Annotated in this window: 13 protein-coding genes; 6 read left to right on the forward strand and 7 right to left on the reverse strand. The window is 59.4% G+C overall.

The window, feature by feature from the left end:
• Window positions 1-40 precede the first annotated feature (40 nt).
• Window positions 41-838 carry a hypothetical protein gene (locus tag DXY16_RS10445; RefSeq protein WP_115121167.1) on the forward strand — a complete coding sequence of 266 codons (798 nt, stop codon included), beginning with the start codon at window positions 41-43 and terminating at the stop codon, window positions 836-838.
• 42 nt (window positions 839-880) lie between these two features.
• Here DXY16_RS10445 and DXY16_RS10450 read toward each other — a convergent pair whose 3' ends face one another.
• Window positions 881-1810, reverse strand: coding sequence for an NAD(P)-dependent oxidoreductase (locus tag DXY16_RS10450; RefSeq protein WP_115121168.1), 930 nt, complete (start codon window positions 1808-1810; stop codon window positions 881-883).
• 75 nt (window positions 1811-1885) lie between these two features.
• Here DXY16_RS10450 and DXY16_RS10455 point away from each other — a divergent pair, with 75 nt between their 5' ends.
• The gene (locus tag DXY16_RS10455; RefSeq protein WP_115121169.1) at window positions 1886-2335 is read left to right on the forward strand and encodes a hypothetical protein; all 450 of its coding nucleotides are present in this window, start codon (window positions 1886-1888) and stop codon (window positions 2333-2335) included.
• A 53-nt stretch (window positions 2336-2388) separates the two neighbouring features.
• On the opposite strand, the gene pgk is transcribed toward DXY16_RS10455, so the two are convergent.
• Entirely contained in the window at window positions 2389-3594 is a 1206-nt protein-coding gene (pgk, locus tag DXY16_RS10460) for a phosphoglycerate kinase (RefSeq protein ID WP_115121170.1), read from the reverse strand.
• Between the two features lie 101 nt (window positions 3595-3695).
• Between pgk and DXY16_RS10465 the strand changes: the two genes are divergently transcribed.
• Genes DXY16_RS10465 through DXY16_RS10475 form a run of 3 tightly spaced genes read left to right on the forward strand, consistent with a single transcriptional unit; the run spans window position 3696 to window position 5952 of the window.
• Window positions 3696-4079, forward strand: coding sequence for a universal stress protein (locus DXY16_RS10465; RefSeq protein WP_115121256.1), 384 nt, complete (start codon window positions 3696-3698; stop codon window positions 4077-4079).
• Window positions 4076-4954 carry a ribosome biogenesis GTPase YlqF gene (gene ylqF / locus DXY16_RS10470; RefSeq protein WP_115121171.1) on the forward strand — a complete coding sequence of 293 codons (879 nt, stop codon included), beginning with the start codon at window positions 4076-4078 and terminating at the stop codon, window positions 4952-4954. The genes DXY16_RS10465 and ylqF overlap by 4 nt, the downstream gene beginning before the upstream one ends.
• Entirely contained in the window at window positions 4951-5952 is a 1002-nt protein-coding gene (locus tag DXY16_RS10475) for an RluA family pseudouridine synthase (RefSeq protein ID WP_115121172.1), read from the forward strand. The genes ylqF and DXY16_RS10475 overlap by 4 nt, the downstream gene beginning before the upstream one ends.
• Before the next feature lie 152 nt (window positions 5953-6104).
• On the opposite strand, the gene DXY16_RS10480 is transcribed toward DXY16_RS10475, so the two are convergent.
• From DXY16_RS10480 to DXY16_RS10500, 4 genes are all read right to left on the reverse strand, one after another.
• Entirely contained in the window at window positions 6105-7157 is a 1053-nt protein-coding gene (locus tag DXY16_RS10480; RefSeq protein WP_170953928.1) for a transporter substrate-binding domain-containing protein, read from the reverse strand.
• 241 nt (window positions 7158-7398) lie between these two features.
• Window positions 7399-9228, reverse strand: coding sequence for an adenylate/guanylate cyclase domain-containing protein (locus DXY16_RS10485; protein ID WP_115121174.1), 1830 nt, complete (start codon window positions 9226-9228; stop codon window positions 7399-7401).
• Window positions 9225-9908: a FecR family protein gene (locus DXY16_RS10490; protein WP_115121175.1), complete on the reverse strand. Its 684-nt coding sequence runs from the start codon at window positions 9906-9908 to the stop codon at window positions 9225-9227. The genes DXY16_RS10485 and DXY16_RS10490 overlap by 4 nt, the downstream gene beginning before the upstream one ends.
• 564 nt (window positions 9909-10472) lie before the next feature.
• On the reverse strand, window positions 10473-12095 hold the full coding sequence (locus tag DXY16_RS10500) for an ABC transporter ATP-binding protein (RefSeq protein ID WP_115121177.1): 1623 nt from the start codon (window positions 12093-12095) through the stop codon (window positions 10473-10475).
• A 56-nt stretch (window positions 12096-12151) separates the two neighbouring features.
• Here DXY16_RS10500 and DXY16_RS10505 point away from each other — a divergent pair, with 56 nt between their 5' ends.
• Window positions 12152-14485: a bifunctional (p)ppGpp synthetase/guanosine-3',5'-bis(diphosphate) 3'-pyrophosphohydrolase gene (locus DXY16_RS10505; RefSeq protein ID WP_115121178.1), complete on the forward strand. Its 2334-nt coding sequence runs from the start codon at window positions 12152-12154 to the stop codon at window positions 14483-14485.
• Here the strand turns inward: DXY16_RS10505 and DXY16_RS10510 are convergent.
• A complete protein-coding gene (locus tag DXY16_RS10510) occupies window positions 14476-15924 on the reverse strand; it encodes a cell wall metabolism sensor histidine kinase WalK (RefSeq protein WP_115121179.1) in 1449 nt (482 codons plus the stop codon). The genes DXY16_RS10505 and DXY16_RS10510 overlap by 10 nt on opposite strands.

Here is a 15924-nt window from a genome sequence, read left to right on the forward strand (position 1 = left end):
CAGCGGGCATGGCGCGAACAGGCGCCCTAACTTAAGGGTGATGCTCGCAACTGTTGACGTGCTGCAACCTCTTTCGCGGATCGGCAGCATTGTGGGCCGCTCCTCTCTGGGATCCCTGATGCTGGGCACGCTCCTCTCGGTTGCGGTGTCTCCTCTGGCTTGGGCTCCTGTTGGTGCCTCAACAGAGGGGCAGGAGCTTGTGGGCAGATTGGAGCAGGCTCTTAATGCTCCGGATCAGGCTGGTTTGGACGACCTGATTGTTCCGCAGCAACGAGATCAGCTGTTGCTGCGCTTGCGCCGTTTTGCTCAGCGCTTCCCCAACGCCCGCTGGCGCCTTTCCGTCGGTTCTCCTTTGGCGGATGGACGGCTGCCGGTCGGTGTGGCCATCACCGGGACCACTGAAAAAGATGATCTTCTGTTTTCCTTGGATGCCCGCCAGCAACTCACTCTCATCACGGAAGGAGGCTTGATCAGCGGCCAGGAGTTGCGCCAGGATCAATCCGTGCTGGCGAGTTCCCGAGAGCCGATCGCGGTGACGTTGTTGATTCCTGATGCGGTGCTGACGGGAAGCCGTTACGACGTGGATGTGGTTCTGGATGAACCGCTTGGAGATGCCCTTCTCGCCGGCGGATTGACCGGTCTCACACCTCTTCAGGTTCGCGAGCAGCGCAGTCCAGACATCCAGCTTGAGCCGCTTGGCGGCGGTGGATTGTTTAAGTCGGTTCAGGCGCCTTTTCAGGCTGGTGTTCAGACCTGGGCCGCCATGTTGGTTCATCCCGACGGTGTGATCACTGTCACCAAGCAGGTGCGGGTTGTGAACGAACAAAGTGAGTTGTGAGCGCAGGCGACTCTGCGTTCTGGATCGGCATCGCTTGATGCGCTAATCCTCGAGATCCTGCGTTGCCTGGCTGTTCGGCACCCCTCTGCGCAGCACCCCTCTGCGGAGCACGGACACATCAGCATTCTCGAATCCTTGCTGCATCAAGGCCTCTTCCTGCTCTCGTACGGCTGCGGTGATCGGTAGGGTCAGGTCACAGTTGTCTGCTGCTTGCAGGGCGATCCCCAGATCCTTGTGGTGCAAGGCCAACTTGAAACCAAGGGGGTAGTGGTCCGCAAGCATCGCTGCTGAACGGTGCTCCAGCGCCCAAGAGCCAGCGGCCCCATTTTTGAGTGCCTGCACCACCTGCTCCATCGGCAGTTGTAGATGTTGCCCCAAGGCGACCGCCTCGGCCACGGCGGCGTAGCTGCCTGCGACGAGTACCTGATTGATCGCTTTCACCTGTTGTCCTGCCCCGACAGGGCCGAAGTGGTTGATGGATCCACCGATGCTTTCCAGGACAGGTCGGGCTCGATCCAAGTCGGCGGCCTCGCCGCCACAGAGCACAGTGAGCGTGCCGGCTTTGGCACCTTCCGTTCCGCCTGTAACTGGGGCATCCAGATACTGCACGCCCCTTGCGCTCAACCGCTTGGCCATGGCCTGGGAGGTTGCCGGCGCGATCGTTGAGCAGTCGATCACCACACTTCCGGGGGTTAGCGCGGGGCCTGCTCCGTGCTCTCCCCAGAGCACCGTCTCCACAGCAGCGTCATCGCTGACGCACAGCACCAGCGCCTGGCATCCAGTCACAGCGGCGGCGGGGCTGGCACAGGCAAGGGCGCCGTCCAGGGCTGGGTCGGTTTCAGGCGTTCGGCTTCGGGTATGCACCCTGAGGCTGTAGCCGGCTTGTCGCAGAGTGATCGCCATCGGTAGCCCCAGGGCGCCGAGGCCCACGCAGGCCAAGTGGGCGGGGGGGTGCAGGTCAGATCCTGTCATCACTGGCGGATGTTCTGGTCAGATCCTCGCGGGTTATCACCCACAGCATGGAACGGTGATTCGACTTTTTGCGTGATGACCGCATCCACGGGTTGGCAGCGTTTCTGTTTGATCTCTTGTGCAGCTTTCACTGCTTCGTCCCTGCAGGCCTGGAGCGCTCAGGTGGAGGCCCGAGATATCAGCGGTGAGCGCTTGGCCCTCACGCAGGCCCAGAAGCAGGCCCTCTTCAAGGCTCGCCGGGACTGGGAGCTGAGCAGCTATCCCCAGCGTTTGGCCCTGCTCAAGAATCAGCAGCGTTGTGTCAAAGATGCTTCCAGCCTGGATGCCTACCGCAGCTGCAAGCATCGGCAGCATCAGGCTCGTCGGGCGTTACTCAAGCAGGGGCGCAAGCAGATCAATCGCGAGCGGGAGCGGTTGGGGCTGTTGCCGATGCCTGAGCGTTCTGTTCGCCATCGCCGCCGCGGGGCCGTTGACTCAGATCCGTCAAAAGGCCATTCCTGGTGGAACGGCCCGGCAACGAACTGATCAAGATTGGATCGGCGATTGGGTCACCACCGATCCGATCCAGGCACGTCTGATCAGGCTGCGTCGAGGGCAGACACGCCAGGCAGCACCTTGCCTTCCAGCAGCTCGAGGCTGGCGCCACCGCCGGTGGAGATGTGGGACATCTTGTCGGCGAGGCCAGCCTTCTCCACAGCTGCCACGGAGTCACCACCGCCGATGATCGTGCAGCAGCCCTTGCCGCTGAGGTCGGCCAGGGTGGTGGCAATGGCGTTGGTACCACCAGCGAATTTGTCGAACTCGAACACGCCCATGGGGCCGTTCCAGATCACGGTCTGGCAATCAGCCAGGGCGTCCTGGAACACCTGCACAGAGTCAGGACCTATGTCCAAACCCATCCAGCCGTCGGGGATGGCATCCACCTTCACGGTCTGGCTGTTGGCATCTGGGGCGAAGTTGTCAGCCAGGATCACGTCGGTGGGCAGCAGGAACTGCACGCCTTTGGCTTTGGCCTTGGCTTCCAGCTCCTTGGCCAGTTCCAGCTTGTCTTCTTCCACCAGGCTCTTGCCCACCGAGAGGCCACGGGCCTTGTAGAAGGTGAAGATCATGCCGCCACCGACGAGGATCTTGTCGCACTTGTCGAGCAGGGCCTCGAGGACGCCGATCTTGGAGCTCACCTTGGAGCCACCCACGATTGCGGCCAGAGGACGCTTGGGAGCATCGATCGCTCCCTGCAGATACTGCAGCTCTTTCTCCATCAGGAAGCCGCCGACACTGGGCTTCAGGAACTTGGTCACACCCTCTGTTGAGGCGTGAGCACGGTGGGCTGCACCGAAGGCATCGTTGACGTACACATCGGCGAGGCCGGCGAGCTTCTCGGCGAAGGCTGGATCGTTCTTCTCTTCTTCAGCGAAGAAGCGAACGTTCTCCAGCAGCACCACATCACCGTTGGCCATGGCGCCCACCTTGGCTTCGGCGTCGGGGCCGATGCAGCTGTCGGTTTTGGTCACGGGCTTGCCCAGCAGCTCGCTGAGGCGGGCTGCCACGGGGGTGAGGCGCATGCTGTCGTTCACCTGACCTTTGGGACGGCCGAAGTGGGCCGAGAGGATCACCTTGGCGCCCTTGCCGATGAGATCGTTGATTGTGGGCAGGGCGGCGCGGATCCGGGTGTCGTCGGTGATTGCACCGGCGTCGTTCAGGGGCACGTTGAAGTCAACCCGCACGAGAACGCGTTTGCCGCTGAGGTCGGCGCCGGTGAGGCTGGCCAGGGAACGCTTCGCCATGGGGTTGTGTCGTGCGGTAAGAAAACGAGGGGAGATTAACCCGGGTGGCGCTGATCTGGCGCTAGACCGTCCATATCGGTTCTGCCCCCGTGGAGGAACGCATGTTCAACACCGTTCTGTTCCCGATCGATCAGAGCCGTGAGGCGATCGAGATCGCAGGCAAGGCTTTGGAGTTGGCCCGTCGTCATGGCAGCAGCATGGTCTTGCTGTCGGTGGTGCAGCCAGAACGACCAGAAATGCATGACCATGCAACGGTTGCGCCCTTGCTGGAGCAGGCCCGCAGTCGTTTTGAGCAGGCTGGGGTGTCCTGTGAGCTGGTGGAGCGAGAAGGGAAGCCCGCCTTTGAGATCTGCAATGTGGCCGACGAGTTGAATGTGGATCTGATCGTGATGGGCACCCGCGGAGTGAATCTGGAAGACGACACGGAAAGCACGGCAGTGCGTGTGATTCAGCTGGCGCCCTGTCCCGTGCTGGTGGTGCCGTGAGCACCCCCCCGATTCAGTGGTACCCAGGCCATATCGCCAAGGCGGAGCAGCAACTCAAGCGCAATCTGGACAAGGTCGATCTGGTGATTGAGGTGCGTGATGCCCGCATCCCTTTGGCCACTGGTCACCCCCATCTCAGCCGCTGGGTGAAGGGCAAGCAGCACCTCCTGGTGATCAACCGGCGAGACATGATTACCGCCGAGGCGCGGGAGGCCTGGCAGCAGTGGTTCAAGAGCCAGGGCCAAGCCACGGTTTGGTGTGATGCCAAGGCCGGAACTGGGGTGAAGCAGTTGCAGCAAGCGGCCATCCGCGCTGGCAATCAACTCAATGAACGGCGCCGCAACCGCGGCATGCGCCCTAGGCCGGTGCGGGCGCTCACTCTTGGCTTTCCGAACGTCGGCAAATCTGCCTTGATCAACCGCTTGGTGAAGCAGAAAGTGGTAGCGAGTGCTCGCCGTGCGGGCGTGACGCGCACGCTGCGCTGGGTGCGTGTGGGGCAGGATCTGGATCTGCTCGATGCGCCAGGGGTGCTGCCACCGCGGCTGGATGATCAGCGAGCAGCCCTCTTCCTCGCCCTTTGCGATGACATTGGCCAGGCGGCCTACGACGGTGAGCTCGTCGCTCAGGCTTTTCTCCGCTTACTGGCTGATCTGGATCAACGCCAGGCTTCCGGGGCCTCGCTGACACGGGTGGAGGGGCGTTATGGCGTTCCCCTCAGCGCTGATACGGCAGACCCTGCCTACTGGATGCAGGCCGCGGCAGAGAAGCACACGTCGTCAGACACAGCGCGGATGGCTCAGCGTCTGATGGACGATTTCCGCAAGTCGGCACTCGGCAGCATCTCTTTGGAGCTGCCGGCGGAGCCGGCAGCGTGAGCGCGCAAAGGCAACGCCGTGAGCGTCCGCCTCTGCCTGAGGAGTCGTTCAGCCAGTCCTTCGGGGAAGGCGAGGGGGAACTGGTCACCCTCACCTACCCCAAGCCCTTGCCGATGCGCCTCGATCGCTGGTTAGTGAGTCAGCGCACGGAGCAGAGCCGTGCGCGGATTCAGAAATTCATTGATGCCGGTTTCGTGCGCGTGAATGGGAAGACCGGCAAGGCCAAAACACCACTGCGGCAGGGAGATGAGGTGCAGCTCTGGATGCCGCCGCCTGAGCCTTTGCCGTATCTCAAGCCGGAGCCGATGGAGCTTGATGTGCTCTTTGAGGACGAGCACCTGATCGTGATCAACAAACCAGCTGGGCTCACGGTGCATCCGGCACCCGGCAACAAGGACGGCACGCTCGTGAACGGCCTGTTGCATCACTGCCCTGACCTGCCAGGAATCAGTGGCAAGCTGCGGCCAGGGATTGTCCACAGGCTGGATAAAGACACCACAGGTTGCATCGTCATTGCCAAGAGCCAGGAGGCGCTTGTGAAGCTTCAGGTTCAAATCCAGAAGCGGATCGCCTCACGCGAGTATCTGGCCGTCGTGCATGGCCTTCCCCAGGGTGATTCCGGTTCCATCGTGGGTGCCATCGGTCGCCATCCCGCAGACCGCAAAAAATACGCGGTGGTGAGCGGTGAAAGCGGTCGTTACGCCTGTACGCACTGGAGCTTGCAGGAGCGGCTTGGCGATTATTCATTGCTCCGTTTCAAGTTGGATACCGGTCGTACGCACCAGATCCGTGTGCACTGCGCCCATATGAACCATCCGGTGGTGGGTGACCCCACTTACAGCCGTTGTCGCAAGTTGCCGATTGATCTGCCTGGTCAGGCGCTGCATGCGTTCCAGCTGGGCCTCGATCATCCGATTACCCGGCAACGGATGGTGTTTGAGGCACCGCTGCCTCCTGTGTTGGACAAATTGCTGACGGTGCTTCGGCGGCGACTCTGATGGCCGATCGGTTGTTGAAAGGAGGGTCAAGTGGTTGCAATAGACCCGTTAATCTTTCGATCTTTTGTTGGCCTCTTTGGGGCTTTTTCTCTGGGCCTGCTGTGGCTGATTGAACCCTTTTTGATTGTGATGGCCTGATGTATCTCTTTTGATTAGCGCTGCATCCAGATTCTGCTCAATTTTGCGTGGCTGCCGTCGTAGTAGCTTCTGGCAATTGCGTCGTTGATGGTTTGGGCGCGTTCGTCACGGTTGAACTCCTCCGAAATGGCAAAGGCCATAAAGAGGGTCATGAGTTTGTCTGATGCAGCAGAGATCTTGGGTTCAGGGGGCATCGTTCTCAGTGCCGTCTTCATGGTGAGCATGTCGTCGAGAATGGCATCGGCCTGGCCAGTTTGTAGAAGATGAATACAGGTTTCGGCTACATCACAGTCAATGGTTTTGGCACCACTGCTCTTCAGGATTGAGGTTTGGATGTAGCCAGGGATGGCGGCGAATGTGGAGTCCTGAAGAGTCTCCAAGTTGATCTCGTCCATCGGCTTGGCCACATTGATCGCTTGATCAGTGCTGGCTATTTTCAGGATGTATGACGCGAAATAGCCAGTAAGAAGAACCCTGGCAAAGAGCGAAGCAATCGACATCAGGCGACTTCTCGTTCGTTGCGTGTGGTCGGTTGAGAGCAGCAGGGTTTTTTGCAGAATGAAGACCAGTTGATGTCGTTTCTGGTTGTCGGCTAGTTCCGGTCTGTGGCGCTCCATGAGCCAGACCGGAACAGCAAAGATGCAGGCGATGAGGATTAGGCCCAGGAAGATCAGTAATACTTCTTTTGAGAACAGGATCTGCAGAAGCCTGATGGCTGTCGACTCCTCCTTTTTGAGGGTGTAGATCTTCAAGTCACTGCTTGCTGTGGGGAAGGAAAAACGGAAAATCTTGCTGCGGTTCTCATTGATCAGAACTCCTGAGATCGCGAGGTCTGCCTTGTTTGTGCTGATGTCTGCCAGTAACTCTTCAAAGCTGTTCGCTTTGCGAATGCGGTAAGGGATTTGGCGCGTTTCAGCGATCATCCGCCACAGGTCAATCTCAAATCCAGCGGGCACCCCTTTCTCGTTCATCGCGTAGGGCGGATTCGGAAACCAGATCACATCCACTGGATCCAGTTCTGTTTGCCTGTTGTGATTGGCTTGTGCTCGGCTCTGAACACCTGTCAAGGAGCAAGCGCACAGCGCACAGAGGCTTAGCACCAATGTGGCTCGGATCCGGCGGGGCATCTCAGTGATGCAGCGATAAGGACTAGTCAAGACGACCGCATACTCGCGTCTGCAGTTCATGGACAGGTTTGGGCTGGATCCAGTGGCCGTTGCGATCAATCATTGGGCGCTTCAGCCAAACTCTTGCTTGAGCGAGCTTGGATCATCATCCTTCGGGTCTTCGCGCTGAGCTCCTGGTGCATCACTCTTCGCCGATCAGTTTGATGAAGCCAAACACCTGGATCGGTTCCGGCCAGCCTTTCAAGGCTTGAGGGCCAAGATCGACAACCTCGACTGCATCCTCAACCAGGGCGAGGAGCTCTCCGCTGATCAGGATCGGGTACTCCTGGAATTGCCTGGTGAGGCCCTCGAGGCGGCTGGCGACATTCACCGTTGCCCCAATCACGGTGAACTCCAGCCGATCGCGTGAACCGAGGTTTCCGGCGATTAGATCCCCGAAGTGAAGGCCGATCCCCTGGCTCAGCGTTGGCTGTTGTTCCGCTGCGAGCTGGGCATTGAGCCTTGCCAGGCTCTTCTGCATCGCCAGCGCTGCTCGGATCGCCGCCAGTGCTTCCTCTCGATCACCGCGTGATTCCGGAATCCCGAATTCAGCCATCAGTGAATCTCCGATGAACTTATCGAGCAGTCCGTCCTCGGCGATGACAGCGCCGGCCAGCCCATCGAAATAGGCATTCAGCAGGTTAAAGAGTGTCTTGGCTTCGAGCTGGGAGCTGAGGCTTGTGAAGCCAACAAGATCGGTGAATAGAACCACGCAGCGGCAGTGCTGACCTCCGAGTTGGGTCCCGAGTCGGTCCGGTTCCTTGAGAATCTTCTGGAGCAGTCGCGGTGAGACGCGCCGTTCCAGCACACGCCGTAGCTCATCTCGTTCTCTGTTTTCCTGCAACCAGGTTTGTGCTGCTTTGGTGCCTCCGCCCAGCAGCAGTCCTGCAAGCACTGTGGCTTGGGGTAGCCAACGTTGGAACCCCAGCCAGATTGTTCCTGTCAGCAGCAGGCTCAGGCTGATCAGGAGCAGCGTCGTGAGCACGATTGCTCGGCTCGAACGCGCTCGGAGCAGCAGCAGCCCTGCCAGCGCGATCCATCCGATCAGCAGCGGAATCTCCCAGGAGGCTTGTAGTGGAAGCAGTCCTGTGTTCTCCGCCACGGCGGCGATCGCCACGGCCTGGACCTCCACCCCGCTGACCGGGCCAAAGGGGGTTTCCTTCTGCTGGCCCATGGCAGCAGCGGTGGAACCGATCAGGACGAGTCGGTCTTTCCAGACCGAGTCCGGCTGCGTTTCAAGCTCCCAAGCCGGCACCATCGGCCAATCACCTGCTGGCCCGCTGAACGGCAGGCCAAGAGCTTCGCGGCTTGGCGGGCGATCGTTCGCAACAAAGGCCAGTGCCGTTGGATGCGGTCCGGGCAACGTTCCTAGTTCATCTTCGTTCCAGTTGCTGCCGGGGATGGCTCGTACTTGTCCCCTTTCGCTGAGCAGCAGTGTGGTCAGGCCAATCCTTGGCCATGGCCAGAGAGGGAGCACAAGCTGGCGTTGTTCAATGCCGTCGTTGCTGTTGCGTTCGAAATCAGCGGCAAGTGTGATGCGATCCCTCCAGGGGGAGAGGCGATCCAGGAACTGCTGGTCATCCTCTGGGCCGTATGCACTGGGATTGGCAAACACGATGTTGAAAATGACGCCTCGAGCACCACGCTCCAGCACATACGCGGCGAGTTCGGCTTGCAGTGATCGAGGCCATGGCCACGGTCCCATGGCCTCGAGTAGGGGTGAGTCACTCCTCTCTTCCGGGGTGAACAGCACATCCACAGCGAGTGATGTCTCGTCGATCGCAACGATCACTGGGTCGTTCGAGGGAGGCTTGCGGCCATGCAGCAAGATGGCGAGGCTTTGGAGTTCAACGTCGAGTTGCTCCAGCATTCCGATGGGTAGGCCCTGCCGCAGTGCCGGCATGCCGATCAGGATGGGCACCACCAATGCCAGCCCCCACCCCCAGAGGCGAGGGTTTGGCAGTCTCCTCATGGATCGGCCGTGCTCGGAGCCTGGTTTAGAACGGCTTCCACTTCAGGCATGGTCTGCATGGGTGCCTGGAAGCCATTGAGCAACTGGCTCTTCCGACGCCGGGTCATCGCCTGTTTGCGTGTCAACGGACGAGGTCCACTCCATGTGGCGGTGCTGTCGTCATAGGTGAGGACCTGCCCACCATTGAGCGAGAAGGCTTCGCCGGAGTCGGCCTGGACGCTGACGTCCCCTTCCCAGCTGAGAAAGATGATCTTGTCACCTTGGTCATCGATGAAGAGGGTCGTGCCACGGATCGCGGCGGTGGCAATGCGGGTGCGGATCTGAAGTGGTGTGACCCTTGGTCCGCCTGGAGCGATCCAGGCGATGATCTGACCGCTGCGGTGGTTGATCGTGTTGCCATTGATCTGAAGCGATGCGTTGCCTCCCATGCGAAAGCTGCGGTTGCCCTGGTTCATCTGGATTTGCATCCGCCCGGGTTTGGCTGTTCGCAGCACTGTTCTGTTCTGCAGTGGCTGCCCTTGCGTTGCCACACGTTCCGTTTTCCCGTGCGGGCGTTGAAAGGCAGGTTGTGAGACCACTTCCTCAATCCTGGCGATTGGTTTGTTCTGGGCTGATCCAGGCGCCGCCATCAACATCCCGGAGCTGATGGCGATGATCGCGATTGTGCAGGCAGATCTCATTTGTGCAGCCTGGGGTCTCGCCCATTCTGATGAGGAGATTGGCAGTGGGCCATTGCACCAGCTTGCTCTCCACGTTGCAGGTCTGACCTGATTCCACTCATTCGATCCGCCTGGATTGCCTCTGCATGCATCTCCGCCATGAAAAAGGTGGTCACTGCCAAGTGTTGTCGCTTGCGCAAGAACAACCTGGCACCCAATCACGCCTGAACGGATGCTGTTTTCTGCTCCATAGCCAGCGGTGGTTGAACTATTTTGGGCATGGTTTAGCAACCATAGTTAATCCAAGTTTCAACCATTTTGTGTGGCGAAAGCCAATGCACCTGTCAAGCCGGTGTTGTCATCAATGGCGACCTCATTAGCAATGGAATGGGACCTGCTATTTGTGTGGGAATAATCGCTGGCATGGCTTGGTCCTCCCACTGCAGCCGCGTATAAATAGTCCCATGTTAAGACGTTCAGAGGTTGGCAGTGTTCTGCCTTGTCGATGACATCGTAACCTCGGCGATTCCACATGCTTTTGTTGTAACTGCCCCCCCCCCCCCCAGGGAGATGCGACTCACACTGTCAAGTCGGTAAGCGCGGGCATGCATCCACCAGCTTTTGTGTAATTGCAGCCTTGGGACGGGCGAGCATCTGATCTCCTGGGCCTTGTTCCACGATCCGGCCGTGATCGAGCACGATCACCTGGTGGCAGAAGCCGCTGGCTACGGATAGATCGTGGGTGACGAACACCATGGCCAGTCCAAGGCGGTGTTGCAGTGTGCGCAGCAGGTTCAGAACGTCTGCCTGAATCTCTGCATCCAGCATGCTCACGCTTTCATCACAGATCAGCACTTTCGGCTCCAGAGCCAGAGCTCGGGCGATCGCCACTCGTTGCTGTTGTCCTCCGGAGAGCTGCCTGGGACGCCTGTTCTGGAATTGTTCTGCGGGTGAGAGTCCCACGAGTTCCAGCAATTCCCTGGCCTGCTCCCGGGCTGCTGTTTTGCTTCGCAGACCATGAATCAACAGAGGATCAGCGATGGCATCACTCACGCACATCGCCGGATTGAGGCAGGCGAGTGGGTCCTGGAACACCATCTGGATTGAGCGTCTGAGCAGACGCTTTCGGGCCCCTCGTTGCTGCAGCAGATTGACCCCCTGAAGCCAAACCTGGCCTCCCCGGATCGGACTCAGTCCCATCAGGGCTCGGCAAAGCGTGCTCTTTCCGCAGCCGGATCCTCCCACCACGCCCAGGGATTCGCCTGCCTGAACTTGGAAGCTCACGCCATCGACGGCCTTCAGCCAACGTGGGGACCATGGAGTGCCGCCAAGGTTGTGCCAGCAGCGCAGTTCCTCCACCTGGAGCGCTGTCGTGGCAGTCGGTGCTGATGGGGTGTTCCCTCCTTCCCGTTGCCGTGCCGCCTTCACCAGCCTCTGCCCCACCCTTGAGCTGGGTTGGGTGAGGACTGTTGTGCTGCTGGAGGTCTCCACGACCTTCCCTCCATCCAGCACGGCCATGCGATCGCACCAACGATGGGCCATGGCAAGGTCGTGGCTGATCAGAAGCAGGGCACTGCCAAGCCCGTCGCAGAGTTGGCGCAGTTCTGCCATGACCTGCCCCGCCACGGCCACATCCAGGCTTGTCGTGGGTTCATCAGCGATCACGAGCGGCGGCTGGAGGCAGATGGCCAACGCGATCGCCAGGCGCTGGCGCATGCCACCGCTGAATTCATGGGGGTAGGCGTTGAAGCGGTCGGCACCGATGCTGACCCGTTCCAGTAACTCTTCGGCTCTCTCTCGCTGGGCTTTCAGCGGCATCTCAGGACCGTGGGCACGCAAGGTGTCGAGCAAGTGCCCTCCCACGGTCATGAGGGGGTTGAGCCGTGTCATCGGGTCCTGGAACACCAGTCCCACCCCTTCACCCCGAAGCTGCTGCAGATTCCGTCTGCTGAGACCGCGGGGGTCACGGCCGTTCAGCCTCAGCGTGCCCTCGCAGACACTTCCAGTGGGGAGCAACTGCAGTGCAGCTTTCGCAACGGTGCTTTTGCCGCAGCCGGAGGGGCCAACGAGCGCCAGGTGTTCCCCGGCTGTGATGCGTAGATCAAGGCCATTCAGGGTCCACTGTTCGGCGCCTGGATAGCGCAGATGCAGCTGCTCCAGTTCCAGCACCGCCTTCCGCTCGCTTGCGTGGCCTGGGCGTTGGCTCATGGATGGCGGTTCAGGGCACATGACTCCAATACCATGGTTCAACCCTGCCGGGTCGGATGCTGAAGGGCACCTCTGCGTCAGAACCGACACAGACCGATGTGGTCTGTGCTCAGCCGCCCGCCGGTCTACCCACTGTTCGTGCCCATCCGATCCGCAGTATTGAGGATTACGGCATACCCCTGCCCGAGTGGCTGCAGGAGTGCCTGAAGCATGTGCCCCCTGGTGCGGGCTACAGCTGCCCCACCGATGCGGAGGCCTTGCTCGCTGCAGCCTTCGATTTCGCTTTCCAGCTGCATGAAGGCCAGTTCCGCGCCAGTGGTGATCCCTACATCATTCATCCTGTTGCTGTCGCGGATCTGCTGCGCGATATCGGAGCTAGTGCTCCGGTGATCGCCGCCGGCTTCCTCCACGATGTTGTGGAAGACACCGATCTCACGCCAGAGCAGCTGGAGGCTCATTTCGGGGCTGAAGTGCGTTCTCTCGTGGAGGGGGTGACCAAGCTCGGTGGGCTGCATTTCACCAATCGCACCGAGGCTCAGGCTGAGAACCTGCGCAAGATGTTCCTGGCCATGGCCAGTGATATTCGTGTGGTCTTGGTGAAACTCGCGGATCGCCTGCACAACATGCGCACCCTGGGAGCGCTCAAACCAGAGAAACAGGAACGTATTGCTCGTGAAACCCGTGAGATTTACGCCCCTTTGGCCAACCGTCTTGGTATTGGCCGGTTGAAGTGGGAATTAGAAGACCTCGCCTTCAAGCTTTTGGAGCCCGAGGCTTTTCGCGAAATTCAAGAGGAGGTCGCGACCAAGCGCAGTGAACGGGAAGAGCGACTGGCAGTGACCTTGAAGCTTCTGGCCGACCGGCTGTCTGCGGTGGGGCTCGAGAGCTGTGAGGTGACAGGTCGCCCGAAGCATCTCTATGGCATCTGGAGCAAGATGCAGCGCCAGCAGAAGGCGTTTCACGAGATCTATGACGTTGCGGCGGTGCGGATTATCACCCCCAATCTTGAAACGTGTTATCGGGCTCTGGCGGTGGTGCATGACACATTTCGTCCGATCCCCGGCCGCTTTAAGGACTACATCGGTCTTCCTAAGCCCAATGGTTATCAGTCCCTGCATACAGCAGTGATCGGCCGGCATCGGCCGATTGAAGTGCAGATCCGAACGGCCGAGATGCATCAAGTGTCGGAGTTCGGGATCGCGGCGCATTGGAAATACAAGGAGGGTGGTTCACCAGCTGCTGGTGGCGACACCGAGCGCTTTAACTGGCTGCGGCAACTGGTGGATTGGCAGCAGGAGGGCGGTAACGACGATCACAATGACTATTTGGCCTCGATTAAGGAAGATCTCTTCGATGAAGAGGTTTTTGTGTTTACCCCAAAGGGAGAAGTGGTGGGGTTGCGCAAAGGTTCAACCGCTGTTGATTTTGCTTATCGCATTCATTCAGAGGTGGGAGATCATTGCCATGGCGTACGCATTAATGACCAGCTCTCGACATTGTCCACATCACTGCAAAACGGTGATTTCGTTAATATCCTCACCAGCAAGACGGCTCACCCCAGCCTCGATTGGCTGAATTTCGTTGCTACGCCAACAGCACGTAATCGCATCCGTCAGTGGTATAAACGCAGTCATCGTCAAGAAACGATCCAGCGCGGTAAGGAGCTGCTGGAGCGTGAGCTGGGGCGTAGCGGCTTCGATTCCCTGCTCTGCAGTGAGGCGATGACACGCGTTTCCGAGCGTTGCAATCTTCACAGCACCGAAGACTTGTTGGCTGCTCTTGGTTTTGGGGCTGTCACCTTGCATCAGGTGCTGAATCGCCTGAGAGAGGAGATTCGTCTGCAGACCGAGGCTGAAGCCCAGCCCCTCAGTAATGAGGATGTGGCTCGCAAGTTGGTGGAGCATCAGGCGGATGCTCCGCCGCGGCAACGGCCTGGCGAAATTCAGCCGATCCTCGGACTGGAGGGGCTCGACTACCGCCTCGGAGGCTGTTGTAGTCCCCTGCCTGGTGAAGCCATCGTTGGTACAGTGGCTCTCGGCAACCATGGCATCACTATCCATCGCCAGGAGTGCGCCAACATCGAGGCAATCCCAAGTGAACGGCGACTCCCGGTGCGCTGGAATCCAGATGCCAGCCGTCATGGCCAGCGTTTCCCGGTACATCTCCGCATTGATGTGATCGATCGTGTTGGGATCCTCAAAGACATCCTGATGCGACTCTCGGATGGATCGATCAACGTCAGTGATGCGCGTGTGAAAACTGCCTACGGCAAGCCGGCGCGCATCGAGCTGTTGGTCGAGCTAGGCAGTGCTGATCTGCTGCAGCGCACGATGCATCAGATCCGTTCGATGGCGGATGTGCTCGACATTGCCCGAACCGGTCAGGCTTGAGTGATTAATGGCAGCTCAAGGCTGAATTGGCTGCCTTCCCCCACCGTGGAACGCACCGTGACAGTGCCGCCCATAGCTTCCATCAGCATCTGCACAATCGACAGCCCCAGGCCTGAGCTGCTCTGTCCCTTCGGAATGGAGACGCCTTCGGCGCGGGTGAATCGTTCGAAGATGCGTTCGAGTTGATCGGCCGGTATCCCCTGGCCCTGATCTTCGACAATGAGACGAACGGTCTTTGGGTTGGGCCTGACTTCAAGGGAGATTGGGCTGTCTGGGGTGGAGTATTTGACGGCGTTGCCGATCAGGTTGCTGATGCATTGCACCAGCCGGTCAGGATCACCGATCACTTCGAGGGCAGGCAGCCCCTTGAGGTTGTCGCGGATTGGATTGGTGTGGGCGGCTCTCGCCAGCCTCAGGCCATGTTCCAGGCTCGGCATCAGGTCGAAAGGTTCGCGTCGGATCGAGAGCTGGTGGTTGTCGGCACGGCTGAGGTCGAGCAGATCGCTGAGCATGCGGTTCAGCCTCAACACCTCTTGATTGGCAATCCCGAGAGCATTGCGCTGTTGCTCAGCTAGCGATTCCCCTCGATTCAGAACCGATTGAATAAAGCCAGAAATCACCGTGAGGGGGGTGCGGAATTCGTGGCTGATGGTGGAAGCGAACTGTTTTTGATTACTGGCCGAGAGTTGAAGTCGTTCAACCATCTGATTGAACTCTTGCAGAATTGGTAGGAGTTCTACTGGGGCCCCAGCGGTAGAGAGAGTCGCGGCCTGCAGGGTGTTGAGCTCAATTTCTGAAAGCTCCCGACTGATGCTGCGGATGGGTTTAAAAATGCGGCGGGCCGCGATGATCAGAATTGCAGTGGTTAGGAGAATAAGGGTGAGTTCAGAGGCCAGCTTGATCATCATCTGGGCGTGGATCAGCGGCCTGCTGTAGAGCGGCCTCAGGTAAACGAAATGGCCTGTAGCGGCACCGCCTGGAAGCTTGATCGCTTTCACCGCGACCGCTTCATGTTCGTCGTTCTCGACCATGGCAAACCCCCGTGGTGACGCCACAGCTCGGTCTGCCAATGCATGCAAGTGCGTCTGGCTGAACAGAACATGGCTACCGCGGGTACTGGCCAGTCCGCCATTGCCCACGATCATGCCCACCTTGCCATCGTAGAGACGCAGTGGTTTCAGGAAGCGTTGGTAGTCCTGGATTGTGCAACAGCGTTTGGCTTGCTCTGCCGTGAGTTGATCGAGTTGATCATTGACATCTTTGAGCGGTGCGATTGCCTGCCTATCAAGCTTTTTCTCCAGGAATCCTCTAAGGAAAATTTGTCGCAGTTCACGGGTGATCAGCAGGCTCGCAAGGGATTGTGTGAGCACAACCGTCAGGCTGATCAAGAGAAAGCGACGGGCCAAAGACCAGCGTTTTGCAGGCTGAGGGCTGGGCAT

It is taken from the genome of Synechococcus sp. UW105 (assembly GCF_900473935.1).
Lineage (GTDB): Bacteria > Cyanobacteriota > Cyanobacteriia > PCC-6307 > Cyanobiaceae > Synechococcus_C.